Annotated in this window: 10 protein-coding genes; 3 read left to right on the top strand and 7 right to left on the bottom strand. The window is 56.7% G+C overall.

Annotated elements, in window-relative coordinates; translation table 11 throughout:
• Positions 1 to 12: 12 nt before the first annotated feature.
• Together yhjD and LRM19_RS18245 are read left to right on the top strand one after the other, a co-directional pair.
• Positions 13 to 1,038: an inner membrane protein YhjD gene (gene yhjD, locus LRM19_RS18250; RefSeq protein ID WP_115876806.1), complete on the top strand. Its 1,026-nt coding sequence runs from the start codon at positions 13 to 15 to the stop codon at positions 1,036 to 1,038.
• Between the two features lie 260 nt (positions 1,039 to 1,298).
• Positions 1,299 to 2,621 carry an MFS transporter gene (locus LRM19_RS18245; protein ID WP_111963705.1) on the top strand — a complete coding sequence of 441 codons (1,323 nt, stop codon included), beginning with the start codon at positions 1,299 to 1,301 and terminating at the stop codon, positions 2,619 to 2,621.
• 60 nt (positions 2,622 to 2,681) lie between these two features.
• On the opposite strand, the gene LRM19_RS18240 is transcribed toward LRM19_RS18245, so the two are convergent.
• Complete coding sequence (locus tag LRM19_RS18240; RefSeq protein ID WP_115876805.1) at positions 2,682 to 4,724, bottom strand: AsmA family protein; 2,043 nt, start codon at positions 4,722 to 4,724, stop codon at positions 2,682 to 2,684.
• 65 nt (positions 4,725 to 4,789) lie between these two features.
• Positions 4,790 to 5,563: a cyclic-guanylate-specific phosphodiesterase gene (gene pdeH / locus LRM19_RS18235; RefSeq protein ID WP_111963703.1), complete on the bottom strand. Its 774-nt coding sequence runs from the start codon at positions 5,561 to 5,563 to the stop codon at positions 4,790 to 4,792.
• 229 nt (positions 5,564 to 5,792) lie between these two features.
• Between pdeH and LRM19_RS18230 the strand changes: the two genes are divergently transcribed.
• Entirely contained in the window at positions 5,793 to 6,722 is a 930-nt protein-coding gene (locus tag LRM19_RS18230; RefSeq protein ID WP_115876803.1) for a sugar kinase, read from the top strand.
• Between the two features lie 63 nt (positions 6,723 to 6,785).
• Here the strand turns inward: LRM19_RS18230 and LRM19_RS18225 are convergent, their stop codons facing one another.
• The 5 genes from LRM19_RS18225 to bcsZ form a co-directional block, all read right to left on the bottom strand.
• Positions 6,786 to 8,279 (bottom strand): M16 family metallopeptidase, encoded by a 1,494-nt coding sequence (locus tag LRM19_RS18225; RefSeq protein ID WP_271369587.1) that lies wholly within the window; start codon positions 8,277 to 8,279, stop codon positions 6,786 to 6,788.
• Between the two features lie 226 nt (positions 8,280 to 8,505).
• On the bottom strand, positions 8,506 to 9,792 hold the full coding sequence (locus tag LRM19_RS18220) for a dicarboxylate/amino acid:cation symporter (protein WP_023309587.1): 1,287 nt from the start codon (positions 9,790 to 9,792) through the stop codon (positions 8,506 to 8,508).
• Between the two features lie 159 nt (positions 9,793 to 9,951).
• Positions 9,952 to 11,958, bottom strand: coding sequence for a biofilm formation regulator HmsP (gene hmsP, locus LRM19_RS18215; RefSeq protein ID WP_271369586.1), 2,007 nt, complete (start codon positions 11,956 to 11,958; stop codon positions 9,952 to 9,954).
• 119 nt (positions 11,959 to 12,077) lie between these two features.
• Positions 12,078 to 15,560: a cellulose synthase complex outer membrane protein BcsC gene (gene bcsC, locus LRM19_RS18210; RefSeq protein WP_136195974.1), complete on the bottom strand. Its 3,483-nt coding sequence runs from the start codon at positions 15,558 to 15,560 to the stop codon at positions 12,078 to 12,080.
• Positions 15,542 to 16,648, bottom strand: coding sequence for a cellulose synthase complex periplasmic endoglucanase BcsZ (bcsZ, locus tag LRM19_RS18205; RefSeq protein ID WP_271369617.1), 1,107 nt, complete (start codon positions 16,646 to 16,648; stop codon positions 15,542 to 15,544). Before bcsZ ends, bcsC begins: the two co-directional genes overlap by 19 nt.
• Between the last annotated feature and the right edge of the window lie 6 nt (positions 16,649 to 16,654).

Genomic DNA, 16,654 nt, shown 5'->3' with positions numbered 1-16,654 from the left:
AGGAAAATGCGCGTGACGCCGGAAAACAACCCGCAACGACCCACCCAACATTTAGAGTATGAGCCCGTCAAAAAGATGGAAACCGGGCCCGAAGAGGCCAAAACGCCAGGTACCGCCAGCAAAGCGCTGGGAACCGTAACCGGCATCGCCGCGAGAATTCAGCAGTTTCCCATGATTGCACACCTGATACGCGCGACCGAACGCTTTAATGACCGCATGGGAAACCAGTTTGGTGCCGCTATCACCTATTTTTCCTTCCTGTCTATGATACCGATCCTGATGGTGTCGTTCGCGGCAGCCGGTTTTGTCCTCGCGTCGCACCCGACGCTGCTGCAGGATATCTTCAATAAGATCCTGAATAACGTCAGTGACCCGACCCTTGCCAGTACGCTCAAAAGCACTATCAATACCGCCGTTCAGCAGCGTACCACCGTCGGCATCGTCGGCTTGCTGATTGCCCTTTACTCCGGCGTTAACTGGATGGGCAACCTGCGCGAGGCCATTCGCGCCCAGTCGCGCGACGTCTGGGAGCGTAAGCCGCAGGACCAGGAGAAAATCTGGGTCAAGTATCTCCGCGACTTTGTTTCGCTGATTGGCCTGCTGGTCGCGCTCATCGTGACGCTTTCCATTACCTCCGTGGCGGGCTCGGCGCAGCAGATGATCATCTCCGCGCTCTATCTGGATTACATCGAATGGCTGAAGCCCGCCTGGCGCGGCATTGGGCTGGCTATTTCCATCTTCGCCAACTACCTGCTGTTCTTCTGGATCTTCTGGCGCTTGCCCCGGCATCGGCCGCGCAAGAAGGCGCTGCTCCGCGGCACATTGATTGCGGCGATCGGCTTTGAGGTGATCAAAATCGTGATGACTTACACCCTGCCGTCACTGGTTAAATCCCCTTCCGGCGCGGCGTTTGGCTCGGTGCTGGGACTGATGGCCTTCTTCTACTTCTTCGCCCGCCTGACACTGTTCTGCGCGGCATGGATTGCCACCGCCGAGTACAAAGGCGACACGCGAATGCCCGGCAAAACGCACCGCTAGCCGCGCCATCGGGCTGAAATTTCAGCCCGATTCATCATTTCAGCATATAAATCCAGCCCGTAACTTTTATTTAACCGAAAACCAGTTTAATTGACTGATATTTAAAATCTGTGAAGCATTTCATAGACGTGTTTTGGCTGGTCTGAAAATTATCCGCTTTTTGCTGTTTTTCTCACCGGGTCGCGGCTTTGTTACAGATTGAAATGTCGCTTTTGCTGTGCGTAATATGGCCTTTCGTTCGACAAAAATAAGAAAATATTATGCAAGCAACCGCCACCACACTCGACTCAGAAACGGAAAACGTTCCGGTAAATTCGCGCAATAAAGTCGTTGTCGCATCGCTGATTGGCACCGCCATCGAGTTCTTCGACTTCTATATTTATGCCACCGCCGCGGTCATCGTATTCCCGCACATTTTCTTCCCGCAGGGCGATCCGACGGCGGCCACGCTGCAGTCTCTGGCGACCTTTGCGATTGCGTTTGTTGCGCGTCCGATTGGCTCTGCGCTGTTTGGACACTTTGGCGATCGCATCGGCCGCAAAGTCACGCTGGTGGCCTCGCTGCTGACGATGGGGATCTCCACCGTAGCCATCGGCCTGCTGCCGACCTACGAAACCATTGGTATTCTGGCGCCGGTCCTGCTGGCGCTGGCGCGTTTTGGTCAAGGTCTGGGGCTGGGTGGTGAATGGGGCGGCGCGGCGCTGCTGGCCACCGAGAACGCCCCGGCGCGCAAGCGCGCGCTGTACGGTTCATTCCCACAGCTTGGCGCTCCGATTGGCTTCTTCTTTGCCAACGGGACGTTCCTGCTGCTCTCCTGGCTGCTGACGGATGAACAGTTCATGAGTTGGGGCTGGCGTATTCCGTTTATCTTCTCAGCCGTGCTGGTGCTGATTGGCCTGTATGTGCGTGTTTCTCTGCATGAAACGCCTGTCTTCGCGAAAGTGGCCGCGGCGAACAAGCAGGTGAAAGTGCCGCTGGGTACGCTTCTGACCAAACACGTTCGCGTGACTGTGCTGGGCACGTTTATCATGCTCGCCACCTATACGCTGTTCTACATCATGACCGTCTATTCCATGACGTTCAGTACCGCCGCCGCGCCGGTTGGGCTGGGGCTGCCGCGTAACGAAGTGCTGTGGATGCTAATGATGGCGGTGATCGGCTTTGGCGTGATGGTTCCGATTGCGGGCCTGCTGGCGGATAAATTCGGTCGTCGTGCAAGCATGATTACCATCACCACGCTGATCGTTTTGTTTGCCCTGTTCGTCTTCCCGCCGCTGCTGGGTTCAGGTAGCCCGGCGCTGGTGATGGCCTATCTGCTGATTGGCCTGAGCCTGATGGGGCTGACCTTCGGCCCGATGGGCGCGCTGCTGCCCGAGCTGTTCCCGACTGAAGTACGTTATACCGGCGCGTCGTTCTCCTATAACGTCTCGTCTATTCTGGGTGCGTCCGTTGCGCCATATATCGCCACCTGGCTGCAGGCAAACTATGGTCTGTTCTATGTGGGCGTCTATCTTGCGGCCATGGCGGCGCTGACGCTGATTGCGCTGCTGCTGACGCACGAGACGAAGCACCAGGCTCTGTAATTCACTGCGGCCTGATGCCCTCACCCCGGCCCTCTCCCACAGGGAGAGGGAGAAAGGGAGCTATTTCTTCATCTGCGACAAAATGGTCCGGCACTGATTCGCCTCGCCCTCTGACGGCGAAATCAGTGCCAGCAGCGCTGCAGCTGGGGTAACCAGCGTCGCAAGGGCCGCAGCCACGGCACCGCGCGCAATCAGCGGCCCTGGCTTCACGCCCGCCTGCGGATTTTTGAAGGTCCCGCGCACGTACAGCGGCGAGCGCAGCGTGATAATACGGATCCCCTTACTCTCCGGGTCAATCGTCAGATCAAGCTGCTCCGAAGCCATGCTGGCGGTACCGGTCACGTTAATCACCGCGTTTTCCGTGTCGAAGGCAAAAATCTGCGGGCGCGCCACGCCGTTCACCAGATCCAGATTGGCCGCCGCGCAGTTCACCCGCACCTCGTCATCGCCGAAGATTTGCCCGACGACGTAGTTACCGACGTTCAGCCCCAGGATCTCCATCAGGTTTCGGCTCACCAGCCCGTCGTTCATCAGCAGCTTCAGGTTTCCGTTGCCGCTGCCCAGCAGCCCCGCCACGGAGTTACCCACGCCGCGAATGTCGGCATCACCGTTCATTTCACCGAGGGTTTTCTGCATCAGCTCTACGTTCGGCATCAGCTCTTTCAGCTTCAATCGACGCGCCTGGATCTCCGCCCGTCCCTGCATCGGCTTCTTATCGCCTTCCAGGTGAATGTTCGAGGAAATCGTCCCACCCGCCATGCCGAACTTCAGTGGCTGAAGGCGCAGGTCGGCGTTTTTGAGGAGGATATGGGTCGAAAGATTGCTGATCGGCAGCGTACTGCCATGTTCAATTTTCCCGCCTTTGAAACGTACATCCGCATCCATTACGTTCCATTTGTCGGTTTCGAAACGATCGTAAGGCAATACTTTACCCGCAGGCTGAACGTCCTTTTTGACCTCTTTGGACTTTGTGCCTTTGCCCGAATCCACGCCAATCAACGGACCAAGATCGGCCAGACGCAGCTGACGGGATTCAACATCCCCTTCCAGTTTCGGGCGCGGTTTTCCGGTGGTGTAGGTCAGCGTGCCGTGGATGTCGCTGTCGCCAATGCGGCCATTAAAATCCCGGTAGTCAAAAACGGACGATTTTTCGGTATCGATTTTGGCGACCAGATGCCCGTCCGTTTCGAATGGCGGGGTATCCGGCAGCAGTACGCCGGTCAGTTCATACAGCTCGCCCAGCGAATCACCGGCAAATTTAAGCTGAAGGTCAACGCCGCCCATGTTCATCGGGTCGTTAACCGTTCCCACGAACGCCACGCGGGTGTTACCGGAACGGAAGTCCGCCTGCACCGGGAACGGCGTGCCCTCGCTCCGTAGCGCCAGCATGCCGCCGATTTTCCCTTTACCGCTGAGAGGCTGATCGTTGTAGCGTCCTTTTGCCGTCAGGCCAAAGACATAGTCACCTACGCTTGCCGCGTCGCCTTTTGCTTTCGTGCCCGTGACCTCGCTAAACGGCAGCGGTTTGCCCAACGGATCGACCAGGATCTCCATATCCGCCTTGCTGACCTTATCGTCGATGGCGATCCGTCCGCGATCGAAAAGAATATTGTCGAGACGGAATGACCAGGAAGAAGGCTGGGCATTCGGATCCTTGTCGCCATCGCTGGCAAGGTTAAACGTCCAGTTGTTGGTTTTTTCTGAGAGTCGGATCAGACGCGCATCAGGCTGCTGAAGTTTGATCCACGGCAGATAAACGGTTTTGGTCAGAAGCGCTAACGGCGCTAGCGTGGCCTCCACGCGCGGCAGGTGGACCATGGTGACGTCCGGGATGTCCGGCGGGTTGCCGAGAATGATGTCGTCGGCATGGACGTGTGGCCAGGGGATCCAGCTTCGCCAGCCTGGCTCCTCTTTCTGACGCTCCCATACCACACCTAAATCACCGCGTATGGCGAAGGGGCGGTTCAGTTCGGTTGAGACTTTCTGGTTGATGGTCGGCTTGAGACGGTTCCAGTCAAACGTCGCAATAATGATGGCGACGACCACGATCAACAACAAGAAAATCCCTGCTGTCCAGGAGATTACCCTGGTTGTTCTTGTCATTTTTATCCCCTTTCCTGATGACCTGTCCTGTAAAACTATAGTCCAGACAAAGGGAAGCGGGCTTATCAGAGGGTCGTTATAACGTTATCGAGGCGATCCATGGGCACCGGGCGGGAGAGATAGTAGCCTTGCGCCGCCGCTGCGGGAGAGTTTTGTACATCACGCCACTCTTCCAGCGTTTCCACACCTTCAACAATCACACCCTGGCAATAGCGGTTCATCAGCTGTAATAACAGCGTAAACAGGTTCCGACCTTCCGGGGTCTGACGCAGCATAATGAACAGATCGCGGGCCACTTTAATGTAGTCGTAGCGCACCTCACTCAGGGCGGAGAAATTCGCCATGCCGGTGCCAAAGTCATCCAGCCACAGCGGGCCGTATTCGCATATCGAAGCAAACGAGGAATCCTGCGGCAGACGGACATGCTCCACCAGCTCAAAGCGCATCCACGGCAGGGTGGCGATCAGCTCCTGCAATTTTGCGTTCTGCCGCAGCGCCAGCAGGGTTGGGCCGTCGACGTTCACCGAGGCGAGGATATCGTGCTGTTCAAAAAAGGACTGCTTCGTCGCCAGCATGCGAAGCTGTTCTTCCAGCACATCCAGACGCTGGCGAACGGCAACTTCGGCAAAATAGCGATCCGGCGCGATGCGCTGAGTGGGGTTTGAGGGGTGCGTAACGACGGTCAAAATTTCAATTGCCATCAGTCGACCATCTGTTCGGTAGATCGGCTGATAGGTGTACGCACGCTCACATTGCAGCCAGTAGCGATGCTCCTGCAAGTTCTCAATACTTGCCTCAGGCGTAGTGCTCAGCCGCTGGATAACCTGCTCTGACTTCATTTCAGATGTCCTGTTGTTGGGATAGCCTTTCTGGACTCGTCACAGGATTATCGGCGCGGCAATTGAGAACTTTATGTTCAATTCACCGGGAAAATGAAATTAAGATGACAGAAATGCGCGGGAACACGCGCTGGCTCAAATAAAATAATGGAACGTTGTTTTAATATAGTTGACCGGTTAATTCACTCAGCGCACACTGCTGATTATTCTTCTGTTCAGGTTCACGACTATGTCCAAAAAAATTGCCGTGATTGGCGAATGCATGATTGAACTGTCACAAAAAGGCGCTGAAGTCAGCCGCGGATTTGGTGGCGATACGTTAAACACGTCCGTTTATATTGCCCGCCAGGTCGCGCCTGAGGCGCTCACCGTGAACTACGTTACCGCCCTGGGAACGGACAGCTTCAGCCAGCAGATGCTGGAGGCGTGGCAGAGTGAACATGTTGAAACGTCGCTGATTCAGCGTATGGAAAACCGCCTCCCGGGACTTTATTACATCGAGACCGACAGCACCGGCGAACGCACGTTTTATTACTGGCGTAACGAAGCCGCGGCCAAATTCTGGCTGGAGAGCGACGCGGCTGCGGCCATCTGCGAAGAGCTGGCGACCTTTGACTATCTATATCTGAGCGGGATTAGCCTTGCGATTTTAAGCCCCACCAGCCGTGAAAAGCTGCTCTCGCTGCTGCGCGAATGCCGTGCAAACGGCGGCAAGGTTATTTTCGATAACAACTACCGCCCGCGCCTGTGGGGCAGCCGCGAAGAGACGCAGCAGGTCTATCAACAGATGCTGCAGTGCACCGACATCGCCTTCCTCACGCTCGACGATGAAGACGCCCTGTGGGGTGAGAAACCGGTAGAGGACGTGATTGCACGCACGCAGGCGGCTGGCGTGAGCGAAGTGGTGATTAAGCGCGGTGCGGAGTCTTGTCTGGTCGCGATTGCGGGTGAAACGCTGGTTGACGTTCCGGCGGTGAAGCTTGCCAAAGAGAAAGTGATTGATACCACGGCGGCGGGGGATTCATTCAGCGCGGGCTATCTGGCGGTACGTCTGACGGGTGGAACGCCGGAAGCGGCGGCACGGCGTGGGCACCTGACGGCCAGCACGGTGATTCAGTATCGCGGGGCGATTATTCCGCGCGAGGCGATGCCAGTTTAAGTAAGGTGCGGGCTGATGCCCTCACCCTAACCCTCTCCCACAGGGAGAGGGAATGTTTAAGCATTACTGCCCCTGCGGAATATCCGACGCGTCCTGGTGTAGATCATCAGCCGTTGCAGCCTGCGCTGGCTGCGGCGCGGTAGCCATAATGGAATCCCATGTCGTCTGAAGTTCCTTCATGTCATATTCCGGCTCGCCCTTCGGCTGCAGGAGGATCAGCGCCATCTCCTGTGACAGCTGCTGACGGAGGTCCTGATTGAGCATCTCGACGGTCAGACCGTTCAGGAAGTCCTGACGCAGCTTCTGGTACTGTTCCGGCGCAATGTCCACCACCTGATTCTGCAGGGAGCGAATACGCTGGCTGATCAGAATGTCGGTATCGGCACGTGCGTAGGTCGCAAACAGCTTCTGCAGCTCGAGTTTTTTCTGAGCCACGAGAGCATTGAATTCCTCTTCGGAAAGCCCCTCTTTACGCACTTTTGCCAGCTCTTTCGCGACCACGCCCAGATTGGCATTCAGCTTATCGCCCGGCGATTCAACGTTAATGGCACACTGCGCGCGCTGGAACAGCACGCGGCAGTCAAAGCCAAGACCAATATTCTTGACGTTGTTCTTGCTCAGCGTCTGCTGAACGTGCCAGAACAGCGCCTCACGCGCCAGATCGGCACGCCAGTAGCGCAGCATTGCCGCTGACTCACGGATGGGCTGCCAGGCGTTATCCCACATGACGGAGAGGCGATCCTGACGCACGGCGTCCGTCATAATGCTGACAGGCTCTGCACGCAGCGGAGAGAGCGTCGGGACAGGGGCTGGCGTTTCACGCTTACCTTTCAAATCACCAAACGCTTTGTTGATCTGCTCCACCACCGCGCGGCTGTCCACGTTACCTACCACGATCAGCGTCATGGCGTCCGGGGTGTACCACTTCTGGTAGAACGATTTTACCTGTTCGGCATCGACCGGCTGTTTCAGCGGTTCGGCCGGGTCATGTCCCAGTAACGTTGAGCCCTTCAGGCGGTAGCGCCACCAGCCCTCTTTGGTATCTCCGGGCCAGGTCGCCACCATGTCACTGTTGCTCAACGCATAGTTAACGGTGTCCGGCGTAATCGCCAGATTGCCAGAGGCATCGGAGAGATACGTAAGCGCTTCTTTAAGCAGGTCGTTACGGTTATTAGGCAGGCTCAGGTTAAACATGGTGTAGTCATACGAGACAACAGCCGGAGGAAGCGGGCGCTTCGGATCGATGGCCTGCTGCCAAAGTGAGCGCACCTGAACCGCTTGCAGGCTGCCGCTCTGCGTGAGCGCCAGTCGGGGAATAAAATGGCTAAAACCGGTTTGCTGGGTGCTTTCCGTGAGGGAACCGGTATTAATGGACAGACGGATTTCTATACGGTCACTGGGACGTTGCGGAGTGGCTAACACCTGCCACTGAAAACCGTTCGCTAATGTCCCTTGTTGCCAGGCCGGGTCTGGCTGGAGCGCATCTGCCTGCACATAACTGGCTGCTGCCATCATCAGCAAACCGCCGGTTAAGAGTCGAATTTTTGTGCCCTGCATGTGAACCCCTGATCAACATTCCTGGTTAAAAAAGAGTGCCTCGCGACGCGCTTCACTCTTAAAGATGACGATGAAAACACGTCGATTAGACCGCGCGTTCGGCAAAACGTCACGGTCCGAAGTGAAATATACCCAAAAAAATCTTGTCGAATTATGACAGGTACGAACAGTTATTATGCGCAGGAGCCCGCATCCCGACAAGGGAATACGGGCATTTGTGACAAGATTAAGAGGTTAAGCCAGGATTTTTGCTGTCAGTTGAACGATTATTCAGAGTATCGTCGAGCTTTTTGTGATCCAGCTCTTTCACCCATTTCGCCACCACCACCGTTGCCACGCCGTTACCCACCAGGTTGGTTAACGCACGGGCTTCTGACATGAAGCGGTCGATACCCAGAATCAACGCCAGACCCGCAACCGGCAGGTGACCTACAGCGGAAATGGTGGCTGCCAGCACGATAAAGCCGCTGCCCGTCACGCCTGCCGCGCCTTTAGAGGAGAGCAGGAGAACCACCAGCAGGGTAATCTGATGGAAAATATCCATATGGCTGTTGGTCGCCTGAGCGATAAACACGGCCGCCATCGTCAGGTATATCGAGGTGCCGTCCAGGTTGAAGGAGTAGCCCGTCGGGATCACCAGCCCGACCACCGATTTACGGCACCCCAGCTTTTCCATCTTGTCGAGCATACGCGGCAGCGCCGATTCTGAAGAGGAGGTCCCCAGAACAATCAGCAGCTCTTCACGGATGTAACGAATAAATTTGAAGATGTTGAAACCCGTCGCGCGGGCGATGGAACCCAGCACCACGACTACGAAAAGGATACAGGTTATATAGAAGCAGATAATCAGCTGACCCAGCTGCACCAGCGTACCGACGCCATACTTACCGATGGTGAAGGCCATCGCACCAAAAGCACCGATCGGCGCCAGGCGCATGATCATATTGATGATGCCGAAGATCACCTGCGAGAAGCTTTCGATTACGTTAAAGATAAGCTGGCCTTTGCTGCCCAGACGGTGCAGGGCAAAGCCAAACATCACGGCGAACAGCAGCACCTGGAGGATGTTTCCGCTGGCGAACGCGCCAATGACGCTGCCCGGTATCACGTCCAGCAGGAAGGCTACCACGCCCTGATCCTTCGCCTGCTCGGCATACACCGCGACCGCTTTGGCATCAAGCGTTGACGGGTCTACGTTCATTCCCGCGCCTGGCTGCACCACGTTGACGATGATCAGACCGATAATCAGCGCAAGTGTACTGACCACTTCAAAATAGAGAAGCGCCACTGCACCGGTACGACCAACCGCCTTCATGCTTTCCATGCCAGCGATGCCCGTTACTACGGTACAGAAGATCACCGGAGCGATGACCATTTTGATGAGCTTAACGAACGCGTCGCCAAGCGGTTTCATTTGCGCGCCCAGCTCAGGGTAATAGTGACCCAGCAGAATACCGATGGCGATGGCTGTCAGGACCTGGAAATAAAGACTTTTGAAGAGTGAGGTTTTCATAAGGTGTCCTTGGGAAGAAAAACCACAGGTTTTGTAAGGTTATGGTTAACCTGCGGCTTTAAAATAACACCCACATAACAGGACAGAAATAAACTCAGTTCAAATTTGAAACACAAATGTTAAGAACTTTGAGCTGGCTCGCACAAGCCAGCAACAAAATTACACTTTTGCGTTATTGTCAGCACCAGAAAGGTATCGTTCTTCAAAGATATCCGAAGGGACTGCGGGGGCAAAAAGGAAGCCTTGTCCGCTCTCCACGCCCGCCTCTGCAAGCCAGGCGCGTTGCGCTTCGGTTTCAATCCCCTCGGCAATAAGATGCAGGTTGAGGCTACGCGCCATCTGGATAATCGCCTGCACCATGCTGCTGTCGCCCGGCAGACCGTCGACAAACGCTTTGTCAATTTTGAGCACATCTACCGGAAGGGTTTTCATGTGCTGAAGCTGACGCAGCCCGGCGTATCCCATGCCAAAATCGTCCAGGGCAATGCGAATACCGGCATTACGCAGCGGTTTGAGAATCGCGACCGCCTGATTAGGAGCGTCGATGCGTCGGCTCTCCGTCACTTCCAGAGTTAACGTATCAGGCTTGATTCGGTAACGATGGATCAGCTCCAGCATCTCTGAAACCATGGTCGGGTGCATAAGCTGCATAGCAGACAAATTGACCGACAGCGGCAGCGTCACGCCGCGCTCCTGCCAGGCGGCCAGCTGACGGCAGGACTCTTCCAGCACCCAGTAGCCGACGGTAACCATCAGGCCGCAGGACTCAATGCGCTCAATCAGCCCTTCCGGCAGTTCCCATGAACCATCCGGCTGCTGCACGCGCAGCAGTGCCTCGGCGCTTTTCACTTCTCCCGTCAGCAAATTCATCTGCGGCTGTAGCCAGAGGGCAAACTGCCGGTTATCCAGCGCGGTCAGGATGTCGCTCTCTTCCGTCAGGCGCTGCTGCGCCTTTTCCATCTGCTCCGGTTCAAAGAACTGGATCTGATTTTTCCCTTTGCGCCGGGCGGTAAACGCCGCCGAGAACGCGCGACGATAAAGCTGCTCCGCCGTTAAATCACCATAGTACATGGCGATACCGATACTGGCGCTCGGACGAAGCTGGATACCCTGAATGGGCAACCGCTCATTAATGACAGTGAGTACTTGCTGACCTAAGGTGATCGCATGCCACGGTTCTTTTACGCCGTTGGCAATCACCACCAGATCGTAACCGCTGACCTGGGTCAGCACCATGCGCGGGGCAAGGACAGATTTGATCTTTTCCACCAGGGTGAGCAGCAGCATTTCGCGCTGGCTCTCCTGAAGCACGCCAGCCGTGTCCTGCAAGGTTTCACAGGCGATAACCATCAGCGCCGTAGTTTGCTGACGGGCAACGGTCTGCTCCAGCATCGCCATCAGGAAGGCTTTATTGGGGAGCTCCGATACCGGAAAACGGGTGGCGCTGCTGTTTAATTCATCCTGCTGACGCTGGATGCGCTGCTGGTTGAGGTTGTAGCTGCGCACCAGCATACCTATCTCATCGTCATGATGCAGACGCGGCAGCTCAAGCTGATGTCCCATCTGATCCTGCGGCGCAAGCGTATTCAGCTCACGGGCGATACGGCGCAGCGGATGAACAATCAGCCGGTTAATGCACCAGGTGAGCGCCACGCTGAGAATAAGCGTCATAAGTAAGCAAGTGGTCACTAACGTAACCACCCAACTCATGACGAATTTATACATGCGGTAGGAGTCCGCCTGCAAAACCAGGTAGGCCAGCGGCTGCGGATTCGCAGGGCGTTCAAGCGAATAAACGGGAAGCGAAATTTGCACCGGCAGTTCAAACAGGCGCATCACCATCATCGGGACGGGACGCTCCGGGATAAAGCTCATCCGCAGCGCCTGAAACTGGTTGGGCAAGACGACATCTGCGCGGCTAACGACGCCGGCAGGCTGAATACGTTTTAAAATGGTTTCCGCTTCGGGAATATCCCCTTTCAGGATAGAGGCAGAAAGCGGGCCACGCACCGAGCGGGCGATACTTTCTAACTGCGAAGCCGTGTTATAGCGATTCTGCTGTACGGAATGAAACAGCAAAATTACGCAGAAGAGCAGGACAAACAGCATGGTGACGGCAGAGACCATCGCCATCTGTTTGATTGTTAAGGAACGGCTGACACGCAAAATGACTCTCCACAAAACTCGAAGCGCAGGGCGCGCCAGGGTGTAAACCCGGCGCGCCTGAGTATACCCGATTGCCGCGCTATTAAGAGAGACTTACAAATGGATTAAGGAAAATCCGATTACCAGTCCGCGTAAGGGATGAGCGGCTGCGGCGGTAAGTCCATATCGCCCTGCCAGCCTGCGGCAGAGTAGCGCACATAGATCAGCGCATGGCTTGGGGTATAGTCTTTCGCCTCCTGAATATCCACGCCCATGCCTACAAACCAGTTGGACGTTACGCGGCGCTCGATAATGGCCCGCGCGGTATAACCCGTTCCTGATGAACTGCTGCCGGTCTCCATTGCGCCCCGGTCGGTATAGCGGTCTGGCTCATCGGTCGGGATCAGATTCTGGATCGGGTAGCGCAGTTCGTCTTTGGTTTTCGAGTGAGACCAGGAGACCGAGCCACCCAGCTCCCAGGACCAGTTCTCCGTGCGTTTACGCCAGGTCACCGGCAGTGCGAAGGAGACGTACTCCTGCGGACTGTAGTAACCGCCCTGACCCAGGGTATACCCGCTCAGGTCTTTGTCGTAGTGCCAGAGCATATTGGAGACGCCGACCGTCAGGCGTTCATTGTTTTTATTAATGAGCTTGTAGTAGTAACCCGTCATCCAGCGGACGCGCCAGTTATCCTCAACATTTTTACCCGTCAGCGTTTCCGCATTCAGGCTCGACCAGATACCGTTCGCTTCACCTTTGTCATAGCTCATGCTTACGCCGCCACCGGTGGCACGTACGCCGCCCCAGGTGGTGCCGGTGTTGGTATCTTTTTGCCCGGCGAACGCCAGCAGAGAGCTGGAGATTGGGCGGCGATGGGCGTTAACGGTATAGCCGATGGGGCCCAGATCGCTGCTGTAGCTTATGCCGCCCACCACGTCGACAACGTCAAAGCCCATCGGCGTGGTGCCAATATCCATCGCCCAGGTTTTATTCTGCCAGCCGACGGCAACGCTTGCGCCATTGTCGGACTGATGGGTATTGCCGCTACACGGCGTTTCGTAGCAGGTCCCCCATTTAGGATCGTAGGTCCCGTTATTGTTATCAAATGAACCAGCGTCCATGTTGACCAGATCGCTTCTGAAGAACATGCGCCCGTCAGAGAGCGGGGCATCCACCTGCAGCATGGTGGTATGCGCTTTCAGGTCGGAATAGCCGCCCGTGCCGCTGGAGCCCCAGTAGTCGTGCTGCAGCGTGACGTTAACATCCTGCTGACGGTACAAGTCACCGGCATCACTGCGCACGCCGCGTTTCAGCCAGTCGTCTTTTTCATCGTTACGCGTCAGACGAGTGAAACTGTCGTTATCCACCGGTCGCGTCGTGGTGATGCCAGACGACACCATCGCGTCTTTGTAGGTTTCCAGTGCCTGCTGAGGCTGCCCGTTCTGCGCCTGGAAACGCGCGGCATCACGCAGCACCAGCGCGTTTTCCATGGAGCCGGGCTGCGATTTAGCCTGCGGAATAATTTTATTGAAGGTCTGTTCTGCGGCGGCGGAATCGCCCAGACCCGCCTGCGCCATCGCGATGCGGCGCTGCATATTGAGCGACAGCGGCTGACCGTTTTGCGCGGCGGGCAGCTTCGCCAGCTCCGAGCGCGCGGCATCTTTGTTACCCTGAGCGCTATAAATCTCGGTCAGGCCGAGGATGGCGTCTTCGTTCTGCGGTTCACGCTGCAGAACGGCGTTGTACGTCGTTTTTGCCGAGTCCAGATCGCCACGCTGCTGCGCCCAGTCCGCCAGCGTCAGGTCGATGCGGGTGGAGGTTGGCTGCTGGCGCAAAAGGTTTTCAGCCTCCTGCTCTTTGCCGCTGTCGCGCAGACGGTTGGCGGTTTCCAGCACCTGGTTACTTTGCAGACGGTCAGCAAGCTCCTGAATATTGCCGTTCCACTGGCTTCGCGGCAGCGTATCCAGATGCGCCAGCGCGGCGCGGTCCTGATCGTTTCCGGAAAGATAGAGCCCGTTAGCATAAACCTGATCCGGGTCGGACGGTTTCTGGCTGGCAAGCTGACGCATAAGGGTATCCGCCTGGCTTCGCTGACCCGCGCTGTAGAGATCGCGCGAGAGACGATAGGTTATCCACACATCGCCGGGAGAGAGCGCCAGACGACGACGCTGAATCTCTGCCGCCTGAGCGTATTTCCCCTGATTTTCAAGCTGCTCGGCCTGAGCAGAGAGCTGCTCGTTGGTCAGGCTACGTTCAATATCATCTATGCTTCTGCGCTGGCTGGCGGAGAGAGACTGGATAAACTGCGAGGCTTTCTCCGGGGACTGCGCACGGTAAATATTGGCCAGACCGCGGACCGCATTGCTGTTGCCGCTGTCCATTCGCAGCGCCTGACGGTAATAACGCTCCGCCGCGTCGTTATCTTTACGCGCCGCGGCGGCGTCGCCCAGCCCCAGCACGGCATAGCTGTCGGTATTGTCGATACTGCGTGCCTGCTGATAGTAACGCTCCGCCTGCGCCGGGTTATTCGCCTTCAGCGCCGCATCGCCCTGCTGGATCAGCAGCCAGTAGCGGTTAACCTTCAGCAAACTGTCCCATTTACCCCGGTTATCGCTCTGGGGATCGAGGGCAATTGCCTTTTCAAACTGTGCCACCGCGCGGGCGCGGTCGCCTTTCTGGGAATAAGCCTGTCCCAGGGCACCCACCGCTTCACTGTCGGCATGGTTGGCGCTGACGGCTTTTTGCAGCTCCGCCACCGCCTTACTGCCCTGCCCGGCATCCACCGCCGCCAGCCCTTCCGCTTTCGCGCGGAATGCAGGGTCAGCGAGCTGTTTTTGCTGGGCTTCAAGCTGGGCACGCGCCGCCGCGACGCTATCACCATCGCTGAATACGCTCAGGTATTTTTGCAGCGCGCTAACGCTCGCGCTGCTGGCAGGCTGGTCTTTGATTTGGTCATACCACATATCAGACGCCTGGCTGCGCCCGTTGGTGGATTTGGCCATCTCCTGCAATAGCGCAAAGCCTTCGTCACGGCGTCCGCTCTGGAACAGAAGCTGGGACAGCGTCGCCTGCAGCTGTGTATTTCCGGGGCTGCTGCTGTTTATTTTCTTGAGCTGGTTAATGGCTGCATTCCGGCGAGCAGGATCTTTCGCCACCACGTTCCAGTATTCCGTCGCCACGTCGCCGCCCGGTGGGTTGCCGTCAAACAGCTTGTCATAGGCTGCAATCGCCTCCTGCGTGTGTCCCGTGGTGGCGAGCAATCGCGCCTGCTGGAGCTGCTGGCGGCCATCCGGAGTGGAAAGCAGCATCGTATTGCGTGATGACTGGTACGCGCTCGAGCCCGGCGCGATCCCTTTCAGACGGTCCAGCTCTTTTTGCGCGCCGGCGTTATCGCCCTGGCGCAGCAGGTAGCGAAAGCGTGCGGCAATGACGTCAGGGTTGTTCGGGTCAATCAGCTCCAGACGATAAAGCGACTGACGAACCAAATCCTCACGCTGTGTCGATTCGCCCAGCCGAACCTGTTCCAGCAGCTGTTTCTGCTGCGGAGAGTTGGCGGCCTCAGCCATCGGCATCAGTGCCAGGCCAAGCGATAAAGTGAGTAGATTTACTGTGAACTTGCGCATTCCTGGCCCCAATCCGGTATTAATTCACCTTTTGCGGTGAAGCGAAAACGATGCTGATCCCATCCTTGCCCAAAGAGAGTCAGCACGTAGCTGTAATAGGCATTATTATCGGGAAAATGGTCTGCAACGCGCTGGCGCTGAACCGCCTGGGCATCACGTTGTTGTAAAAACGGCAGCATGGCGGCAGAGAACCCGACCGGACCATTCCCGGTGCGTTTACCCGTCGCCACATCCACTTTCTCCGGCGGCACACCCCGTTTCATTGTCTTGGCCGCCATCGGCTGGAAGCGCGTCATCAGCCGGGCTTTCTGAGGATCTTTATCACTCATCATTCCCACCCAGAGATAAACGCGGATGGCATCGTAGCCGCCCACCAGCGATTTATCCTGCTGTAACCGCCAGCCTTTGTTTTTCTGATACTGCACCCAGTCCGGCGAAAATCCTTTCGGCGCACTCTCCAGCAGCAGGCGCTGATTGGTTTCACGAAGCGTGGTCCACGGGGTACCAAAACGCGTGAAATAACTCGCTAGCTGCGGAGGAAGATAGCTGGGATTAAAGCGCCATACGTTCTCATCGGCAAAGCCGACTTTACCGGGAAGCAGCATTGCGCCGAGCCCCGGGACTTTCACCACTTCCTCGCTGACAATGCGTTTCAGCAGCGCTTTACCCGTGCGGGTATAATCCGGATGTTTCCACAGTCGACCCGCTTCGAGCAGTGACCAGGCGATCCAGACATCGGCGTCAGAGGCGGAGTTGGTATCAATCACCGCCCACGTCTCTTTATCTTTCTGACCCCATAGCCAGGCAGGCAGATGGTCGTTGAGATCGCCGCTGGCAAGATTATCGCGCGTCCACGTCAGCAGCTGGTCAAAAGATTTGCGATCGTTCGCCGCCAGGGCAAAGAACAGGGCGTAGCTTTGCCCTTCCGAGGTCGTAATTTTGCGCGTGTCGCTGGGATCAACGACACGCCCGCCCTCGCTGATGTAGTCCTTTTTAAACTGCTCCCAGGCAGGCCAGGTACAGGCGGCGCGAAGAGGTAGCGCCGCCAGCATCACCGCTGCTAATACACACCAGCGAAAGGCTTTCATCACATC

This window comes from Enterobacter sp. PI-10 (assembly GCF_027947695.1).
Taxonomy (GTDB): Bacteria; Pseudomonadota; Gammaproteobacteria; order Enterobacterales; family Enterobacteriaceae; genus Enterobacter; species Enterobacter vonholyi.
Note: the sequence above shows the minus strand (reverse complement) of the source record. Positions and strands in the feature narration are given on the sequence as shown.